At 68.5% G+C, this 17500-nt stretch carries 18 protein-coding genes, 1 tRNA gene and 2 pseudogenes; 11 read left to right on the top strand and 10 right to left on the bottom strand.

All coding sequences use genetic code 11. From position 1 onward, the window contains the following. Positions 1-117: 117 nt before the first annotated feature. Complete coding sequence (locus tag ACLJWH_RS40185) at positions 118-741, top strand: O-methyltransferase (RefSeq protein WP_411146783.1); 624 nt, start codon at positions 118-120, stop codon at positions 739-741. A 284-nt stretch (positions 742-1025) separates the two neighbouring features. On the opposite strand, the gene ACLJWH_RS40180 is transcribed toward ACLJWH_RS40185, so the two are convergent. From ACLJWH_RS40180 to ACLJWH_RS40165, 4 genes are all read right to left on the bottom strand, one after another. After that, a complete protein-coding gene (locus ACLJWH_RS40180; protein WP_411146769.1) occupies positions 1026-1235 on the bottom strand; it encodes an FmdB family zinc ribbon protein in 210 nt (69 codons plus the stop codon). 25 nt (positions 1236-1260) lie between these two features. Further along, positions 1261-1452, bottom strand: a complete 192-nt coding sequence (locus ACLJWH_RS40175; protein ID WP_411146768.1) for a hypothetical protein — start codon at positions 1450-1452, stop codon at positions 1261-1263. Continuing rightward, the gene (locus ACLJWH_RS40170; RefSeq protein WP_411146767.1) at positions 1439-2095 is read right to left on the bottom strand and encodes a DUF4383 domain-containing protein; all 657 of its coding nucleotides are present in this window, start codon (positions 2093-2095) and stop codon (positions 1439-1441) included. The genes ACLJWH_RS40175 and ACLJWH_RS40170 overlap by 14 nt, the downstream gene beginning before the upstream one ends. A gap of 246 nt (positions 2096-2341) precedes the next feature. Next, positions 2342-3721, bottom strand: a complete 1380-nt coding sequence (locus ACLJWH_RS40165) for a hypothetical protein (protein WP_411146766.1) — start codon at positions 3719-3721, stop codon at positions 2342-2344. 141 nt (positions 3722-3862) lie between these two features. On the opposite strand from ACLJWH_RS40165, the gene ACLJWH_RS40160 reads away from it, so the two are divergent. Next, a tRNA-Val gene (locus ACLJWH_RS40160) sits at positions 3863-3937 on the top strand. 68 nt (positions 3938-4005) lie between these two features. Here the strand turns inward: ACLJWH_RS40160 and xerC are convergent. Together xerC and ACLJWH_RS40150 are read right to left on the bottom strand one after the other, a co-directional pair. Then, a pseudogene (gene xerC / locus ACLJWH_RS40155) lies at positions 4006-5149 on the bottom strand (tyrosine recombinase XerC). Further along, complete coding sequence (locus ACLJWH_RS40150; RefSeq protein ID WP_411146765.1) at positions 5149-5331, bottom strand: helix-turn-helix domain-containing protein; 183 nt, start codon at positions 5329-5331, stop codon at positions 5149-5151. Before ACLJWH_RS40150 ends, xerC begins: the two are co-directional and overlap by 1 nt. A gap of 214 nt (positions 5332-5545) precedes the next feature. On the opposite strand from ACLJWH_RS40150, the gene ACLJWH_RS40145 reads away from it, so the two are divergent. From ACLJWH_RS40145 to ACLJWH_RS40120, 6 genes are all read left to right on the top strand, one after another. Further along, entirely contained in the window at positions 5546-6193 is a 648-nt protein-coding gene (locus tag ACLJWH_RS40145) for a hypothetical protein (RefSeq protein WP_411146764.1), read from the top strand. Between the two features lie 189 nt (positions 6194-6382). Then, the gene (locus tag ACLJWH_RS40140; RefSeq protein ID WP_411146782.1) at positions 6383-7399 is read left to right on the top strand and encodes a thymidylate synthase; all 1017 of its coding nucleotides are present in this window, start codon (positions 6383-6385) and stop codon (positions 7397-7399) included. After that, positions 7396-7977, top strand: coding sequence for a nucleoside-diphosphate kinase (locus tag ACLJWH_RS40135; RefSeq protein ID WP_411146763.1), 582 nt, complete (start codon positions 7396-7398; stop codon positions 7975-7977). The genes ACLJWH_RS40140 and ACLJWH_RS40135 overlap by 4 nt, the downstream gene beginning before the upstream one ends. Before the next feature lie 18 nt (positions 7978-7995). Continuing rightward, the gene (locus ACLJWH_RS40130; RefSeq protein ID WP_411146762.1) at positions 7996-9186 is read left to right on the top strand and encodes a radical SAM protein; all 1191 of its coding nucleotides are present in this window, start codon (positions 7996-7998) and stop codon (positions 9184-9186) included. Beyond that, the gene (locus tag ACLJWH_RS40125; protein ID WP_411146761.1) at positions 9183-9785 is read left to right on the top strand and encodes an exonuclease domain-containing protein; all 603 of its coding nucleotides are present in this window, start codon (positions 9183-9185) and stop codon (positions 9783-9785) included. Before ACLJWH_RS40130 ends, ACLJWH_RS40125 begins: the two co-directional genes overlap by 4 nt. Beyond that, the gene (locus ACLJWH_RS40120; protein ID WP_411146760.1) at positions 9779-10375 is read left to right on the top strand and encodes an AAA family ATPase; all 597 of its coding nucleotides are present in this window, start codon (positions 9779-9781) and stop codon (positions 10373-10375) included. Before ACLJWH_RS40125 ends, ACLJWH_RS40120 begins: the two co-directional genes overlap by 7 nt. 507 nt (positions 10376-10882) lie before the next feature. On the opposite strand, the gene ACLJWH_RS40115 is transcribed toward ACLJWH_RS40120, so the two are convergent. From ACLJWH_RS40115 to ACLJWH_RS40105, 3 genes are all read right to left on the bottom strand, one after another. Next, positions 10883-12391, bottom strand: a complete 1509-nt coding sequence (locus ACLJWH_RS40115) for an ABC1 kinase family protein (RefSeq protein WP_411146759.1) — start codon at positions 12389-12391, stop codon at positions 10883-10885. A 318-nt stretch (positions 12392-12709) separates the two neighbouring features. Further along, positions 12710-13006, bottom strand: a complete 297-nt coding sequence (locus ACLJWH_RS40110; RefSeq protein WP_411146758.1) for a hypothetical protein — start codon at positions 13004-13006, stop codon at positions 12710-12712. Between the two features lie 25 nt (positions 13007-13031). Further along, positions 13032-13523, bottom strand: coding sequence for a hypothetical protein (locus ACLJWH_RS40105; RefSeq protein WP_411146757.1), 492 nt, complete (start codon positions 13521-13523; stop codon positions 13032-13034). A gap of 611 nt (positions 13524-14134) precedes the next feature. Between ACLJWH_RS40105 and ACLJWH_RS40100 the strand changes: the two genes are divergently transcribed. Genes ACLJWH_RS40100 through ACLJWH_RS40090 form a run of 3 tightly spaced genes read left to right on the top strand, consistent with a single transcriptional unit; the run spans position 14135 to position 17396 of the window. Next, positions 14135-16003, top strand: coding sequence for a 1-deoxy-D-xylulose-5-phosphate synthase (locus ACLJWH_RS40100; protein ID WP_411146756.1), 1869 nt, complete (start codon positions 14135-14137; stop codon positions 16001-16003). After that, the gene (ispG, locus tag ACLJWH_RS40095) at positions 16000-17136 is read left to right on the top strand and encodes a flavodoxin-dependent (E)-4-hydroxy-3-methylbut-2-enyl-diphosphate synthase (protein WP_411146755.1); all 1137 of its coding nucleotides are present in this window, start codon (positions 16000-16002) and stop codon (positions 17134-17136) included. Before ACLJWH_RS40100 ends, ispG begins: the two co-directional genes overlap by 4 nt. Continuing rightward, a complete protein-coding gene (locus tag ACLJWH_RS40090) occupies positions 17133-17396 on the top strand; it encodes a hypothetical protein (protein ID WP_411146754.1) in 264 nt (87 codons plus the stop codon). Before ispG ends, ACLJWH_RS40090 begins: the two co-directional genes overlap by 4 nt. On the opposite strand, the pseudogene ACLJWH_RS40085 reads toward ACLJWH_RS40090, so the two are convergent. Beyond that, positions 17386-17500, bottom strand: a pseudogene (locus ACLJWH_RS40085) (IS5/IS1182 family transposase); the annotation flags it as partial. The gene ACLJWH_RS40090 and the pseudogene ACLJWH_RS40085 sit on opposite strands and share 11 nt — an antisense overlap.

The raw sequence follows: 17500 nt of genomic DNA, 5'->3' as shown, positions 1-17500 counted from the left end.
GCTCGGTTAGTCTCGCCGAGGCGGCCGACCGCGCCTTCCGGAGCAGGCCGGGACCGTCGTCCTGGATCAAGAGGAGAGTCAGTGACCGAGTCCAAGGCCACGCCGATCACGGCGGAGATGTACCACTACGTTCTCGCCCACAATCCCCAGCTGGACTCCGTGCAGCGGGAGCTCGTGGAGCGGACGCATCAGCAGTTTCCCGATTCGGCGGGTATGCAGTCGGCGCCCGAGCAGGGGCCGTTGCTCGCGTTCCTGGTGCGGTTGATCGGGGCTCGGCATGTTGTCGAGGTCGGGACGTTCACCGGATTTTCCGCGCTGTCCATGGCCCAGGCGCTGCCCGCGGACGGCACCCTGATCGCCTGCGATGTGTCGGAGGAGTGGACGGCGTACGGCCGTGAGGCATGGGCGAAGGCCGGTGTCGCGGACCGTATCCAGCTGCGGATCGCGCCCGCTCTGGAAACCTTGCGGGAGATGCCGACCGAGCCGCACATCGACCTCGCCTACCTCGACGCGGACAAGGCCGGCTACATCGCGTACTGGGAGGAACTGGTGCCCCGGCTGCGGCCCGGCGGTCTGATCGTCGCGGACAACGTCTTGTTCCACGGGCAGGTCACCGATCCGGCGGCGAGTGGCTCTGCCGTGGCGATCAGGGAGTTCAACGACCACGTGGTGGCAGATGACCGGATGGAGGCGGTGATGCTCACTGTCGCAGATGGACTGACGGTGGCACGTAAGCGGTAGGAGCGGTCAGACGCGGAGGCGGGACTGGGGCCCGCGGGTGGGCACGGTTACGGTCCGGGGTCGGCGGCTGGGGACGCAGACCCAGCCGTTCAGTTCGGACCGGCTGACACTCGGACCGACTGACGCAGGGGTGCCTCCCGCACGGGAGGCAGAGCAGCGTGGCGGGACTCCCGCGTAGTGGGTTCTCCGCGGGAGTCCGATAACGGCACGGCGTACAGCGCGGCGAGCTGAGTGCCTCGGGGCCGGCTGGATGCTTCGGGGCCGGGCAGGTCGTATGACGTGCTCTAGCCGCAGCAGCCGCCTCCGCAGCAGCCGCCCCCACCGCCGCTGGGGGCGGGGACACTCGCGGAGCCGCCGACGGCGACCGTGGAGAGCAGCTTCACAGTGTCCTCGTGTCCGTCGGGGCAGACCGCCGGGGCGGAGGACTCGGCCATCGGCCGGTTCAGCTCGAAGGTGGAGCCACAAGGACGGCATCGGTATTCGTAACGAGGCATGGCCACAGGTTAGCCGCGGTGCTGGTCAGCGCACGACGGTGCCGGGCTGAGCGCCCAGTGTCTCCAGCCCCGCGCCGGTCGGAGCACCGGCCCGGTCACCGGGGAAGGCAACCGCGAAGACACCGGTGGCGACGGCTCGTTCAAGGCGTCCGGCCATGCTCTCACCGGCCGGCAGCGCCGAGAGGCAGCCCGTCACGAAGACATCAACCGAGCCCACGGCGTCCACGGTCTTCGTCCGCCTCCCCCTGGATCTGGCCGAGCGCAGCCTGCCGGGCGGCCGTCACACCGGAGACGGGGCGCGCTTGCGCGTGGGCCAGCCGTGCCGCCTCCTCGGGATGCCGGGCGCGCCAGTACGGGTTGTCGTGCGCGAGGCCGCCGCTGACCCGTCCGTACATTCCGAAGATCAGCAGCATCAGTCCGACCGCGAAGCTGAACAGCACGTTCTGGAGGTGGAAGGCGAGGAAGTTCGCGCTCGTTTGCAGGAGGGCGAGATTCGCGAATCCGCTCAGCAGGAAGGCGACGCCGAGCACGATGTTGAGGGTCGAGGCGAAGTTCCCGCCGATCACCATGCCGCCGAAGAGCAGCATTCCCACGATGATCGAGAGCACGCTGAGTGTGCCGTTGGTGTTCAGCCCGGCTACGGTCGCACCGCCCGTGTCGAAGAACCCGATCTTGTCGATCAGGCCGAGGATGCCGAACGCGAGCAGGACCAGCCCGGTCACCCCGGCCCCGACGCGGTAGACCTGGCTGAGCCGGTGGTCGACGGGCAGATGCTCATCGAGTTTGGTGTGACGCAGCTTGCCCCGGTGGAAAGGGGACGAGGGCTTGTGCAGAGCCTGACTGGTAGCCCCAGTAGCCATGTCCGGCCTCCTTCGCGCAGAGGTACCGCCGGGCCGTACTCACCTCCCAGCATCCGCCCGCACCCCGTTTCACGCCATCGCGCCCTGTCCGGGGTGCGTCACGTGTCCTGTCCGGAGTGGGCCACATGCCCTGTTCCGGGTGAGTCACCTGCTCTGTCCGGGGCGGGGCGGGAGATCAAGGCACACGTGGGTGCAGGAGGAGAGCCGGGCGCCACGCCCACGCCCCGTCCGGGACAGCCCTGCTGCTCAGCCCCCCGCGATGCCCCGAGCCTCCCGGATCTCCTGTACCACCCGGGCCGCCGTCTGACGCACGGCCTCGGTCTCGGTCAGGAAATGCCACCAGTCCGGATGCCGGCCCTCCAAGCCCGCGACCGCGCGGTCCAGCCGGGCCACCGCATCGTCCAGGGGCCGGGCGTGCCGCGGGTCGGGGGTGCTGCGTCCGGCCATCGCCAGCCGCTGCGCGTCCCGGACGGCGAAGCGCGTCCGCTCGATCTCCTTCTGCCGGTCGAACGACACCGAGTCCAGCCGTTGCAGCCGGTCGCCGGCCGCCGACACCGCCTCATCGGTGGTGTTCAGCAGCGCCCGTACCGTCGCCAGCCGGCTGGTGGCGTCCGCCCATCGCTGCTCGTCGCGCGCCTGCTGCGCCTCCCGCAGCGTGACCTCGGCCTGCTTGACGGACTGTGCGGCCTGCTCCGGTACGTGCTGGAGGTCCTGCCAGCACGCCGCGCTGTACCGCCGACGCAGCTCACTGAGGACCGGATCGACCTTCTCGGCCCGCGTCGTGATGGCCTGCGTCCGGGTCCGCAGCGACACCATCCGCTTATCGATCTCCGCCGCCTGCTCCGGCAGCCGCTCGGCTTCGGTCCGGACCTCCTCGGCCTTGCGTAGCACCTCGCCGGCGCGCTGGACCGTCTCCTGTACGCCGTGCTGCCCGGCGCCCTGGTTCAGCTTGGTCAGCTCCGGCGCGAGCGCCGCCAGCCGGGCCGCCAGATCGTCGGCCCTCAGGCCCTTGCCACGGACCGTGTCCAGGGCGTTGCTGGCGGCCAGCAGCGCCTGCCGGGCACGCTCCACCGCCGGGGCCAGTCGCGCCAGCTGCGTCTCGGCGGTCTGCAACAGCGGCCCCAGCCGTTGCGTGAACCGGTCGAGCTCACCCTTGACGCGCTCCAGCTCCTCCCTGGCCCGGGTCAGGTCCGCGCGCGCCCGCGACACTGCGGAGCCGTCCAGATCGTCGCGGTCCAGATCATGCGAATCCACGGCGGTGATGTAGCCCTGGCTCACCTCGTCGATCCGCCGGCCGAACCCCTGGTACTCCTCCGCGACGGCCCGTGCCGACGGCGAATTGTCCACCGCGGTGATCGTCTCTATCGAGATCCGCAGATCCCGCTGCGCGGTGTCCAGCTCGTAGAACGCCGCCGCCGCGGCATCCTTCGCCGCCTGCGCATCGGCGCGCAGATCCTCCCCGCGCCCGAACCAGCGGCGCGTACCGCCACCCGCGAACGACGCGGGCGCCATCGCCAGCAACAAGGGCAACGGCAGCAGCGCCAGTGCCACCACATCCCGGACCGGGCCCCCACGGGGCCGACGGCGTGCTCGCTGCTCGTACGGCTGCGTGTGTGTCGCCGTCACATCCCTCTCCCGATCGGATCGCCCCAGGGCCGACTTTTATTCTCCCACTCGACGGAACGAACACACCGGCCGGTAAGTTCGCAATTCGAGCACGGGTTTGCAGTTCAGCCCTGTCGGCAAGGTAGTCTGTCGGCTCGGCCAGGGCGCATAGCTCAGCGGTAGAGCGCTGCTCTTACAAAGCAGATGTCGGCGGTTCAAATCCGTCTGTGCCCACCAGGAAAAAGACCCCCTGCTGATCATGGCGGGGGGTCTTTGACATCCACAAGTGACATCAACGGGGGCGTTCAGCGGCGGCGCGGTCCCAGCATCCGGTCCATGTGGGCCACGGCGTCTCGCTTCAGCGCGTCGGGCACGTGCGTGTAGATGTCCATGGTGACGCTGATCTTGCTGTGCCCGAGGATTTCCATTGCGACGCGCGGATGGACGTTGCCGGCCGCGAGCAGGGTCGCCGCACCGTGCCGGGCATCGTGGACCCGGATGCGGGGGAGCTTTGCCTTGGCCGTCAGCCGGTGGAACGACCGCAGCACGTTGCTTCCCTCGATCGGCTGCCCGGTGCGCGTGGTGAAGACGAGATCGCTCTCGTGCCAGCCGGCACCCGCCTTGTCCCGCATCGCTGCCTGCCGCAGCCGCTGCCAGCGAAGCGGCGCCACGCAGAGCAAGGGCAGCGGGAGGGTCCGCTTGCGGCGGTTCTTCGTGTCGTCCTAGTAGTACTCACCACGGACCCGCTGGCGCTGCTTGCGGATCTGTACCGTCCGGCCGTCGAGGTCGATGTCCTGCCACCGCAACCCGACGATCTCACCCCGCCGCAGGCCGAGCCCCACAGCGAGCATGAAGGCCGCATACAGGGGGTCGCGCCGGGCGATGAGGATGAAGGCGAGCGTCTGCTCCAGCGTCCAGAGCTGCCCCTCGTACGTATCGACCTTCGGAGCCTCCACCAGCTTCGCGACGTTGCGGGTGATCAGCTCTTCCCGGCAGGCGGCCGACAGCGCGGAACGAAGAACCCGGTGCGATTCCTTCGCCGTCGCTGATGTGCTGGCCTTGCTGATCTCGGAAAGCGCCATCCGTACATCACGAGCACCCAGCTTCCAGACTCTTCTTGCCGAGCCGCGGCACGAGGTAGAGGCGGATGTGCGTCTCGTACTTCGCCGCGGTGGTGCGCTTCCGCTGGGGCTTGACGATCTCCTCCAGCCAGTACGGCAGCCATTCGGCGAGCTTGGCGGAGCGGGTGGGCACGGGGACGCCCTGGTCGACCTTGGTGAGGAGTTCGCGGCGCTTGGTGTCGCATTCGGCCCAGGTCTTGCCGTAGGCGTACTTGCGGGCGCGGGAGCCGTCGGGCTGGAGGACGTAGACGGCGGCCTGGTAGCGGCCGTCCTTGCGCTGGGTGATGGTGCCGGCGCCGTTGGGGTTGCGTTTGCGTTGCGGGGGCATCAGGCAGCCACATCGGCGATCTGATCGCTGATGAACGCGCGGAGGGACGAGGCAGGGATACGGCGGCAGCGGCCGACCTTGAAGGAGGCCAGGCGATGGGAGCGGATCAAGTCGTAGACCGTGGAGCGGCCGAGCTTGAGCCTGGCCATGACTTCGGGAACGGTCAGCAACTCGTCGTTCATCGGGTGGGCCCGCCCTGGGAACCGGAGCTTCGGAGCCTCGTACTTCACAGGCGCCGAAGGGGAGTCCAGAGGTCAGTTCCTGGACCGCGCCCTCGCGGCCGCTCTGCCCTCCAAGGAGAGCATCGAGAAGGTCAGAGAGGCGCGCCTTCGCTTCGAGCAGATGAGCCCTCTGCCGGGACACCCGTGAACTGAAAACCGCATCAAGGAGACCGACATGCCCGGCGCGTCTTCCCCTGCCACTTCTGTGGTCCGGGGTGTGCCCTACATCGCCACGTGGTCCGGGGAACGCACCTGCAACACCACGCTCACACACCAGGCCAAGGGCCTGACGTTTTTCGACCCGCGGTGCGACGACCGCGACCGAGCCGATGTGCTGTGGTCGCGCAAGGCCGAACGACTCGGCCGCGGGAAGGCCCAGTTCGCCGGTGTCCACCCGCGTCGGCAGCGACGCGCGATGCAAGACCTGCTGTGCCAGGTCTGCGGGCGGAGCGCAGACGTCAACGACCTGGGCGTGCTGTGGCTGGAGCCGATCAACCCCGGGGACCCGCTGCGGGGCGAGACGACCCATCCACCGGTGTGCGTGCCCTGCGCCGTGGGGGCGATGCGGTCCTGTCCGCGCCTGCGCCGGACCGGGGCCCACGTCCTGCGCGTCCGGCATCCCAAGCCCTGGGGCGTGCACGGCGTCCTGTACTGCCCCGCTCTGAACGGCACCCTCCACCCGGAGGAAGCGGTGGAGGTTTCCTACTGGGACTCCGAAGCCCAATGGGTCCTGGCAACCCAGATGATCACGACGCTGGACGGCGCCACGCCCGTGGACCTCGCCGAGGAACATGCCCGCTATCTCGCCCGCGGGACGACGTGAGCGTCCACGTGTCCCCTCCTTGTGCCGGGCGCGTTCCGCGGTTACTGCGCCCAGGCCGAAGCCCGTCTTGTTCCTCCCGCGCCACCAGGACGACGCTGAGGCCCCGGCCGACCACCACGTGCGTCGGCCATGGCCTGACTCTGCCCGTGCGGCCCGCCGGCGGCCGCGGTCCCACCTGGAGGTTCCGCGCTGACACCCCCGAGCTATCCCGGCCTCGAATCCGCCTACCTGGGCCTCCTGGCCCATGTGTCGGACAGCTTCGAGTACCGCAACGCCCCGCGCGGCAACGCGGCCCGCGAAGTGATCGGCGTGAGTTTCCGCCTGCCGGACCCGCGCCAGCGGCTGCCCTACCTGGCGGCCCGCAGGGCCAACCCCGTCTTCCACTTCGCCGAAGCCCTCTGGTACCTGGTCGGCCGCCGGGACCTGGAGATGATCGGCTACTACGCACCGTCGATGCGCTCCAGCTCACGCGACGGCCGCCACCTCGGCGGGTCCGCGTACGGACACCGCATCTTCCACCCCGCCGGCGGCGACACCCACTCGCCTTTCGACCGGGTCCTGGAGCTGCTGCGCCGCGAGACGGACAGCAAGCGCGGCTTCATCCCCGTCTTCACCGCCGACGAGCTGGCCATCAGCGACAACCCGGATATGGCCTGCCTGGCCGCGCTGCATCTCCTGCCGCGGGAGGGCCGGTTACACATGGTCTGCTCCATGCGGGCCAACGACCTCGACTGCGGACTGCTGTCCGACGTCTTCAGCTTCACCATGATCCAGGAGTTCGCGGCCATCCAGCTCGGCCTGGAACTGGGCACCTACACGCACCACATCGGCTCGGCGCATATCTGCGACCGCAACGCCGAGCGCGTTCAGCGCGTCCTGGCGGAGGCCGCCGCACGTCCGGAGCCGGTGCACTTCCCGTTCGCGGCGATGCCGACGGCGACCACCGCGGCGACCGTGGCCCGCGTGCTGGAACACGAAGAGGCCCTGCGGACCAACACGGTGCGCTACCGGCCCGCCGACATCGCGGACGTGGGTCTGGAGCCGTACTGGCAGCAGGTCCTGCTGCTGTTCGAGGTCTACCGCCAGATCCAGCACGAGGAGACCGACCAGGTCGACGCCGACGTCCTGGACGCACTGGACCCGGGCCTGCGCTGGCTGGCCGCCCACCGCTGGCCGGCCTGCTCTGCCACCGGGAGGACACGGTGACGGGGAAGCCGGCGCGCAGCGGCGATGTGGTCGGGGGCGTCGACTGGCGCTGCTGGTCGGTCATCTTGTGCAAGCCCGACGCCGTCGAGCGGGGACTGACCGACACCATCTTGGGACGGCTCGCCGCGCCGGACACGGCGCTGATCGGCCGCCGGGACGTGACGGTGGAACCCTGGCAGATCCACGTGCACTACCGGGACCTCCTGGGCGACGCCGACTGGTTCACCGGCCGCAACATCCCCGCGGCCCTGGACGATCTGTACGTCGGCAAAACCGTCACCGTCGCCCTCGCCTACGGACCGCCCGGCATCCAGCGCCGCCTGCGCAACCTGCTGGGGCACTTCGACCCGTCACAGGCCCCCCTCTGCACGATCCGCGGCGCCCTCGGCGACGACAGCCTGAAGGCAGCCCTCGCAGAGAACCGCCTGATCAACAACCTGGTGCACACCTCCGACGACGACAACGCCGCCCGCCGGGACTTCGGCACCTGGTTCGGAGCCAACCGCCGCTCCCTGCTGCTCCCTCCCGCCGCGCACCTGCCCCGGCAGGCCACCGGCACCACGCGCACCGAGCACTGACCACATCAGGAGGCTCACATGTCCGCGACACCTGCCCGCCGGCGCACACTGCCGATCCTGACCTCACAGCAGATCGCCCAGCTCAACCCGGAACTCGCCGACGTCATCGAGTACCGCAAGTCCGGCCTCTCCCTCAACCACATCGTGGGCTGCCCCCTGGACTGCGGGTACTGCATCCGCCACACCTTCGGCAACTGGGAGATGAAGGTCCCGCGGGCGCTGATGAGCGACGAGATGGCCGTCACCAAGCTGCTCAGCCACCCGTACTTCCGGCCGCACACGACACCGATCCAGATCTTCAACCGCGCGACCGACCCCATGCTGCCCGCCGTCAAGCCCCACACCTTCCGCGTGCTGCGCCAGCTGGACGACAGGGGCCTGGCCAACAACGTCCTGGTCATCACCCGCTGGCGGGTGGAGCCCGAGGACTGCGCGGTGCTCAACTCGCTGACCAGCCTGCGGCTGACGGTACTCGTCACCCACTCCGGCATCGACAACGAGACGATCGAACCGGTGGACTCCCGCATCGCGGCCGCCAACCTGCGCACGCTCTACGAGCACGCCGAGAACTACCGCACCGTGCTCTACTGGCGCCCGATCGTCCCCGGCCTCAACGACAGCGACGCGCATCTCGCGCGCGCCCGCGAGCTGTCCCAGCACGCGCACGCCACCGTCTTCACCGGCCTGTTCTTCCGCGAGCAGATCGCCGAGTACTACCAGGCGCACGGACTGCCCCTGCCCTACCAGGACACGGCGCGCCGCAAGATCATGCCCGAGCTGGCGGAGAAGCGCGTTCTCGACTTCTTCCACACGCCCGGCGACGACCAGGCGCCGTGGGGTGTGCTGTTCCGCAAGACGAGCTGCGCGGTCGCCTACGCCCACGGAGAGGCCGACTACAACGGCCACTACGGCATCCAGGAGCTGTGCGACATCTGCCCCAAGGACCAGTTACAGCGGTGCAAGGCGGCATGGGTCAAGCCCGACCTCGGCGAAGTGACCGAACAGGCCCGACAGCTCGGCGCGGTCGGGCCGGTAGAGGTGGATGACCGCGCCATCATCGTCGAGGGCCTGGACGAGCCGCCGCGGTACTTCCTGCAACACCGCTACGGCTTCCAGTGCCACGACCGCGCCAAACCCCACCACTACCGCCAGCACGGCCACGCTCCGATCGGCTGGGCGGCACAGAACGGAAAAGACACCACACCATGAACTTCTCCTCCTGGCCCAAGCTGCTCGTCGTGGACGTGGAAGGCAACGGCACCAACCCACCCGACCTGGTCGAGGCCGCGGCGCTGCCCCTCCTCGACGGCCGACCGGACACCAGCACGGCCGGGGCATGGCTGGTCCACCCACCCCGGCCGGTCACCGCCTTCGCCACGCGAGTACACGGCCTGACCAACGACGCGCTGGCCAACTGCCCGTCCTGGGAAGAGGTCGCCGACGAGGCGCGCACCCTGCTGGACGGGGCATGGATCTGCGCCCACAACGCGCACGTCGACTACCGCGTGCTGAGCGCGCACCTGCCCACGTGGGAGCCGGCCGGGGTCCTCGACACCCTCCGACTGGCCAAGGCCACCTGCACGGGCCTGCCCTCGTACTCCCTCGACGCCCTGATCGAACACCTCCAACCCGACCTCACCCACGCCCCCGCGCAGCGCCACCGCGCCACCTACGACGCCTACGCCACGGCGCAGCTCCTCATCACCATGGCCGGCCACTACGACACCTGGGACCAGCTGACCGCGGTGGCCGTCCCGCCCGGCCTGCCCGGATCCCCTGAACCCGAGAAGGAAGCAACCCTGTGGTGAAAACTCCTGTCCGTATCGGCGTCCTCGGCACCCACTCCACCGGCAAGACCACGCTCATGAAGCGCATCCAGATGGAGCTGCGCGGCCACGGACTGAACGTCGCCCGCACCGGGCGGCTGGCCAAGCGCGCAGCGGCCATCAGCCTGCCCAAGATGGAGCACCACACGGCCCTGTCCACCCAGTGGATCATCGCGCAGGGCATCGCGGACGAAGCCGCGGCCATCGCGGCCGGCGCGGAAGTGGTACTCGCCGACCGGGCCAGCGTGGACGCCGTCCACTACTACACCGCGGCAGTGGAATTCCGGAAGGAGAAGGAACACAACCCCGAAGAGCGCCAGCAGCTGTGGTCCTTAGCATCCACCCAACTTGCCTACTACGACCTGCTATTCGTGACAGTCCTGGACTTCGACGTGCCCGTCGAACAAGGCCACGACTACGACCCGGCGTACCGGTTCCTGGTCGACCTGCACACACAACGCTCCATTGTCGACAACGACCTCCCGGTCTGTTGCGTCACCAGCAGCGAAGACAGCAAGGACAAGGCCGTTCAACTGGCCGTGGAATTCGTGCTGGAGGCGAGGAACGCATGAGCGTTCCGCCTCCCAGGGGAGAGACCACGATCGCGGGAAAGCCGGTATCCCGGCTCGGCCTGGGCACTATGCGGCTGGCCGGACCAGGAACCTGGGGCGCTCCGCCGGACCCTGTGGCGGCAGCGGTTCGTGAAAGCCAGGCAGTTCTCCTCGCAAGCGAGAATCCCTGCGCCTTCTGAAAGGCGTCTGAAAGGCGAGGGATGTCAGTAAGTAACCCCTATACGGCAGCAGACATGCCAACCGGTCGACGGTGGCCTGTGGGGCAGTTCGCGAGCGATCGCCGATGAGCATCCGGTGGTCAATTCAGGGTTGCAGACCACGACTAGATCGCCGCGTGATCGGCGACGGCGGGAATGCTGAGCATTCTTTCGCTGCCTCCCTGTGGCTTGGGAATTGCCACGGCGCGAACCGGAGGCGGGAAGTGTGAGCCTGACGAGTGAAGTAGGGCCGCTTCTGATCCTGTGCTCTGGGCTGTCGTGGTGTTTGGAGGGTGCTCATGCTCATGCCTCACAGACAGCGGTGTTTGTTCTTGCGGGTGGTGTGCCAGAGGAGTAGCGCGGCTGCCGCTGCGGCGAGGGCACGGTGGTTTCTTGCGTCGTGCTGGGTGGTGGCTGTGCGGATGCTGGTTTGGCGGCTGGCGAGGTCGCGGATGATGCTGCGGATCTGCTGGCCGGTCTGCGTGCTGGCGATCATGCCTTCGAGGAGAACGCGTGCGGCCTGGGTCTCGGAGCTGAGTTCGGTGGCAAGGGCGAAGAAGATGGAGTGGAGTTCTTCTTCGAAGACCTCGATGGGGGAGAGTTCCGGGCACAGGTGGCGGATGGATCCTTCGATGTTGGCGAAGGCTTTTCCCAGTACGGAGACCATGGGGCTGGTCTTGATGCCGCGCCGGGTGGAGTACTGCAGCAGGGCGGTCAGGGTGATGCCGAAATTGAGGTCCTCGAGCGTGCCGGTGGCGATCTGGGGGACGAGGGCTGCCATGTCGTCGGTGAAGGCGGAGATCTGGGCCCAGGGTGTGGCATGGCCCATCTCGGTCCATGCGGTGGCTACGCCTTCTCCGTCGTTTTGGGCGAGGCAGATCAGGACGAGGAGGATGCCGCGGCTGAGGGTGCGGTCGATGCGGCCGACCATGCCCCAGTCGATGACGTGGGCGGGGTGGCCGGGGTGGACGAAGATGTTGCCGGGGTGGGGGTCGGCGTGGAAGTACCGGTTGGTGAAGAACCCCCGGTACATGAACGCGAGCAGATCACGCCCGATGCCGAGGCGCTCTTCCAAGGTGAAGGCGCCGGGGTCGGCTTCGCTGATCGGACATCCGGGTGCCAGGGACTGGATCAGGACCCGGGGGGCGGCAAAGAGGGCGTCCGGCACGGTGACGTGCTTGAAGTCTTCTGCGGTTGTCTTGCCCTTTTTCATGTTGCGGGCTTCGAGGGTGAAGTCGAGTTCGGGTCGCATCGCGTCGAAGACGACGGAGAGCATGGCATCGATGTCGATGACGGCGTTGAAGCGGGGCGCGCGTTTGCCTGCGAAGCGGGCGGCCTTGCGCAGCAGCGCCATGTCGGCGGTCACTGTGGCGGCGACGCCGGGGCGCTGGATCTTCACGGCCGCGGGTGTGCCGTCGGTGAGGGTCGCCCGGTAGACCTGGGCCAGGGAAGCCGCCCCGATCGGGGTATCGGTGTCGATGTCACGGAAAGCCTTCACCCAGCGCGGCCCCAGCTCTGCGGCGAGGACGGGCTCGAACTCGGTGAACGGAGCGACACAGGCGCGGTCGTGCAAGGTCTGCAGTTCGGCGATTACCGGCGCAGACACCAGGTCGGACCGGGTGGCCAGGATCTGGCCGACCTTGATGTAGAAGGGCCCCAGCTGCTCCAGGGCTTCGCGCACCGCTCGTGCCCTCTCCTGTCCGCCACTCGCCGTGGTGTCTCCGTCGTGGTGGTGTGCTCGCAGGGTGCGCCAGGATTCCTGGACGGCCAACTGGGCGAAGGTGCGCGAGACCAGACGGGCGCGGCGGATGTTGCCCATGCATGCCTCCTGGCGCAGCAGCCCTGGAAGGCTGGTGTCCTCGGATACGGCGCTGTGTGGCGGCGGGGCAGCCGGCCCGCCGGGCGGGGGGGGCGGGGCTGCGCGATCCTGTGCTCGGTATGCGGCGCCGCCCGTCGCGGGGGACCTGGGCTTGTGCGCGAAGCGCACCCGCCCCTTCAGACGGTGTTCTGCGAAGTTGACTGTGAGGCAGGACTGTTGGGGCGGGGGTGGGGTGTCGGCGGCTTGGACCGCGGTTGCCGGAGAGAACTCGTTGGCCCGAGTCCCGCCCCGGCCTCCGCGGCAGTGCCGCCGGCAGGATCACCGCATGCTCTCGGGTGGGACGGGTGCACGTCCGTCGTGGTGGAGGGTGTCGCTGGTATCCAGGGGCTGCTTCGGCGATGGCGGCAGCCACGGCATGGGGTAGGTGCACTCGAAGCGGGTGGTGCGGTCGTACGCGCGGAAACAGCTTCCCGCGCGTACGTCGTAGGCCAGTTCGTCGAGTCCGATGCGGCGTTGCTCGCGGTCGTCGTAGAGGGAGGTGCCGTTGCGGCGGCACAGCACCCGGTTTGCCTCCCAGCCGATGCTGTCATCGAAGGCAGATCGATCGCGGCGCATCCTTGTGCCGTTGCCGTGTGCCGGGTCAGTGAGCGTCAGCAGACTTCCGCCGCTGCTGCTGCGGAGCCTGACGGTATTCCTCCTCAGGGCGCTCCAAGGAGGCGGAGAGATGGGTGAGTTTGTCCTTCAGATCCGCCAGCTCGTCCTTGAGCGAGCCCAGTTCTCCGCTGCCGGCCGTGCCACGCCTGGAGCCGGACTTCCTCGTTCGCCACGGATCGTCATCGCAGCAGTCGCAGTCGTCGCCGCAGCAGTCGCGGTCGTTGCCCCAGCAGCCGCGGTCGTCGTCGCAGCAGTCGCGGTCGTTGTCCCAGCACTCGCTCTCGCCCCGCATGCCGTCGCTGACGGCTTCGCGCACGTTGTGCTCGAAGCCGCGTGAGCGGTCCAGGACGTCGTCGAGGAACTCCTTGGTGTCGTCGATGACGTCCTTCGCGAATCTGGTGATACCCATACCGTGGTGCCGGCGATGGTGGTGTCCGTGGTGATGGCCGTGGTGGTGATCGTGGTGGTGATGGTTCATCGAGCACCCTCTTTCCGCCCTGATGGAGCTGAGGCAGAGATCGTGTGGCGATATGGCGCTTGCGCAGCGCGCTGACATACGAATGTCCCCGGAGTGGCCTCTACAGCGCCGGGCCTGACTTTCTCAAGAGTGATGCCCGCAGCATCGGGATGGACATATGAGAATGAGTCACTCATGGGGGCAGGATGATCCCACGCCGGTTCAGGAGGATTCTCCTGACTCGTAGTACCCCGGGAAGGCGCGGTTGCCCGTGCGTGAGTCTTTGCGTGCTGGGGGCTGATGCTGCTGGTGTTCCGATGGTGGTGCGTGTATGCCGGTGGTATGGGCGGTGCGTGTAGCGGACTTCATCGGCGGGTGTTTCTTCTGGCTGATACGGGCCTGGACGTGGCGGGTCCAGCGGGCTGAGAGTGCAGGAGAGGTTCGGGTGCCCTTTCGTTGCGGCCTGCGACTGCCTGCGGCGGCAAAAGGTATTCCGGTAAGCCCAGTTATTTGCCCTGCCGCGTTGAGGCATGTGGTGCTTCGCTGGCCTTTCATCTTTCGTCGCCTATTTTCCGGCGTCTGCCCGTCGGGCGGCCGGACGCCGTTACCTGCTTATCTCCGTTCCTGGCTGGATGGAGGCAATTGTGGACGGTAGAGAATCTGCTGTCGGTGCGGTCCCGTCGTTTCTCTCGACGGTGAACGGCCCCGAAGCTCTGAGCACACTTCCTGCGGAGCGGCTGCCGGAGCTGGCCGAGGAGATCCGCCGTTTTCTGGTGGACAGGGTGCAGGCGACAGGTGGGCACCTGGGACCGAACCTGGGGGTGGTGGAGCTGACCCTGGCCCTGCACCGGGTCTTCCACTCCCCCCGCGACGCGCTCGTGTTCGACGTCGGTCACCAGACCTACGTCCACAAGCTCCTGACAGGACGACAGGAACGTTTCCCCACCCTGCGGCAGGCGGGCGGCCTGTCGGGATACCCCTCCCGTGCCGAGTCGGTGCACGATCTCGTGGAGAACTCGCATGCCTCTACCGCTCTGTCGTATGCGGACGGCCTGGCCAAGGCCCGCCAGCTCTCCGGCGAGCAGGAGCGTGCAGTGGTCGCGGTCATCGGGGACGGGGCGCTGACCGGCGGCATGGCCTGGGAAGCCCTGAACAACCTCGGCGCCGCCCAAGAGCGCCCGGTGATCGTCGTGGTCAACGACAACGGCCGCTCCTACGCCCCCACCGCTGGGGCCTTCGCGGAGCACTTGAGCGTCCTGAAGTCCGGCGGGGGCGCGGGAGCCTGCCGGAATCTGTTCACCGACCTGGGCTTCACCTACTTCGGGCCCGTCGACGGGCACGACACCGTCGCGATCGAGGCGGGGCTGCAGCGGGCCAGGGCACTGCACCGTCCGGTGGTAGTGCACGTGACGACGGTCAAGGGCAAGGGCTACGGTCCGGCCGAGGCCGATAAGGCGGACTGCCTGCATGCGGTCGGCGCGCGTTTCCCGGCCGCCGGAAACGGTCAGACAGGCGCGAAGGCACCGTCATGGACGACTGTGTTCGGCCGGGAACTACTGCAGCTGGCCAATGCTCGCGAGGATGTGGTGGCGGTGACCGCCTCGATGCTGCGTCCCACGGGGCTGCACCTGATGGCCCAGGCGTTTCCGGACCGGGTCTTCGATGTCGGGATCGCCGAGCAGCACGCCGTCACCTCCGCCGCCGGGCTCGCGATGGGCGGCTACCACCCCGTCGTCGCGATCTACGCGACCTTCCTGAACCGCGCCATCGACCAGGTGCTGATGGATGTCGCCCTGCACCGCCTGCCCGTCACGTTCGTCCTGGACCGGGCCGGCATTACCGGCCCCGACGGTTCGAGCCATCACGGCATGTGGGACCTGGCCCTGCTCACCGCAGTCCCCGGGCTGCGCATCGCAGCCCCCAGGGACACGCCGCGGCTGCGGGAACTCCTTGGCGAGGCCACCGGCATCGCAGACGGGCCGAGCATGCTGCGCATTCCCAAAGGAACCGCCACCCCGCCCATTCCCGCCGTGGCGCGCATGGGCGGCATCGACATTCTGCATCGCAGCCCACACCGCCCCCTGGACGTGCTGCTGGTGCCCGTCGGCCCGCTGGCCCAGGCGGTCCTGGATGCGGCCGGCCTGCTGGAGGAGCACGGCGTGGGCGCCACGGTCGCCGACTCACGGTGGATCCATCCCGTCCACGAGGCGCTGCCCGGACTGGCGGCCCGCCACCGCCTGGCCGTGAGTGTGGAGGACGGGATCCGTACCGGCGGCATCGGCAGCGCGCTCGCCCAGAAGCTCCGTGACAGCGGCGTCAGCACACCCGTCACCGTGCTCGGCCTGCCGCCCGCGTTCCTCCCGCACGGTCCACGCGCCGGCCTGCTCGCCCGGGCAGGACTGGACGCTGAAGGTATCGCCCGCACCACGCTGGACGCCCACATCGCCGTGTCCTCCGCCCGCACCACGCTGGACCCCGCCATGTCCCGGAGGCCGCGATGACCGCCATCGATCTGGGCCTGCCCGCCACCCCTCCACCCGTTCCGGTGCGTCGCCGTTCGCGGCAGATCCACGTCGGTGGTGTCCCGGTAGGCGGCGGCGCTCCCATCCCGGTGCAGACGATGACCACCACGCTGACCACTGACGTGGATGCGACGTTGCGGCAGATCGCTGAAGTCACCGCGGCCGGCTGCGACATCATCCGTGTCGCCGTCCCCTCCCAGGACGACGCCGATGCCCTGCCCGCCCTCACCGCAAAGTCACCGATCCCGGTCATCGCCGACATCCACTTCCAGCCCCGCTATGTCTTCCAGGCCATCGACGCCGGGTGTGCCGCCATCCGCGTCAACCCCGGCAACATCAAGAAGTTCGACGACCGCATCGCCGACATCGCCAATGCCGCCACCGCGGCCGGGGTTCCCATCCGGATCGGAGTCAACGCCGGCTCCCTGGACCCCCGACTGCTCGCTAAGCACAGTGCAGCCACCCCCGAGGCACTGGTCGAATCCGCCCTCTGGGAGTGCTCGCTGTTCGAGGAACACGGCTTCACCGATCTGAAGATCGCGGTCAAGCACCACGACCCGCTCACCGTGATCGCTGCGAACCGGCTGCTCGCCGAAGAGTGCGACTACCCCCTGCACCTGGGCGTCACCGAGGCCGGCCCCGCCTTCCAGGGCGCCATCAAATCCGCCGTAGCCTTCGGGATCCTGCTCGCCGAGGGCATTGGGGACACGATCCGGGTGTCCCTGTCAACCGACCCTGTTGAACAGGTCAAGGCCGGCTGCCACATCCTCCAGTCGCTGGGCCTGCGCCCCCGCACGCTGGAGATCGTCTCCTGCCCCGGCTGCGGCCGCCTCCAAGTCGACATCCACAAACTCGCCACCCAAGTCGAAGCAGCCTTCGACGGCTTCCCCCACCCACTGCGCATCGCGGTCATGGGCTGCGTCGTCAACGGACCGGGAGAAGCCCGGGAGGCAGACCTCGGAGTGTCCTGCGGCAACGGCAAAGGACAGATCTTCCGCGGCGGCGAAGTCCTGTGCACCGTACCGGAGTCACAGATCGTCGAAGCCCTCCTTGACGAAGCCCTCAACCTCACTGAAGACAACGGATCCACGCCGGGAGGTGAGTGCCCGTGACGAGGCCCCTGCCGACCACGACGCCGATGAACGTGCAGGCGGTTCGTACTCACGTCGACTCTGAACTGGCCGACTTCCTCGACACCAAAACGCATCTCGCCACAGGCAACAGGCTGCCCCAGGAAGCGTCGCTGGTACTGCGTGACTTTCTGCTGGCAGGCGGCAAACGGCTGCGCCCGCTGCTGTGCGTGATCGGCTGGCACACAGCAGGAGGCGAGGGCGACACCATCCCAGTGCTTAGGCCGTGTCCTACATGGTGAGCTTGAGTAGTCGCTTGTAGCAGCAGAGGGCGGCTGCCAGTCCGAGAAAGGCCAGGTAGTTGCCTGGTCTCCGTTCGTAGCGGTGGTTGAGGCGCCGATATCCG

This window comes from Streptomyces sp. x-80, assembly GCF_046549095.1.
Lineage (GTDB): Bacteria > Actinomycetota > Actinomycetes > Streptomycetales > Streptomycetaceae > Streptomyces > Streptomyces celluloflavus.
The sequence above is the reverse complement of the archived record's forward strand: the minus strand, read 5'-3'. Positions and strand labels throughout refer to the sequence as shown.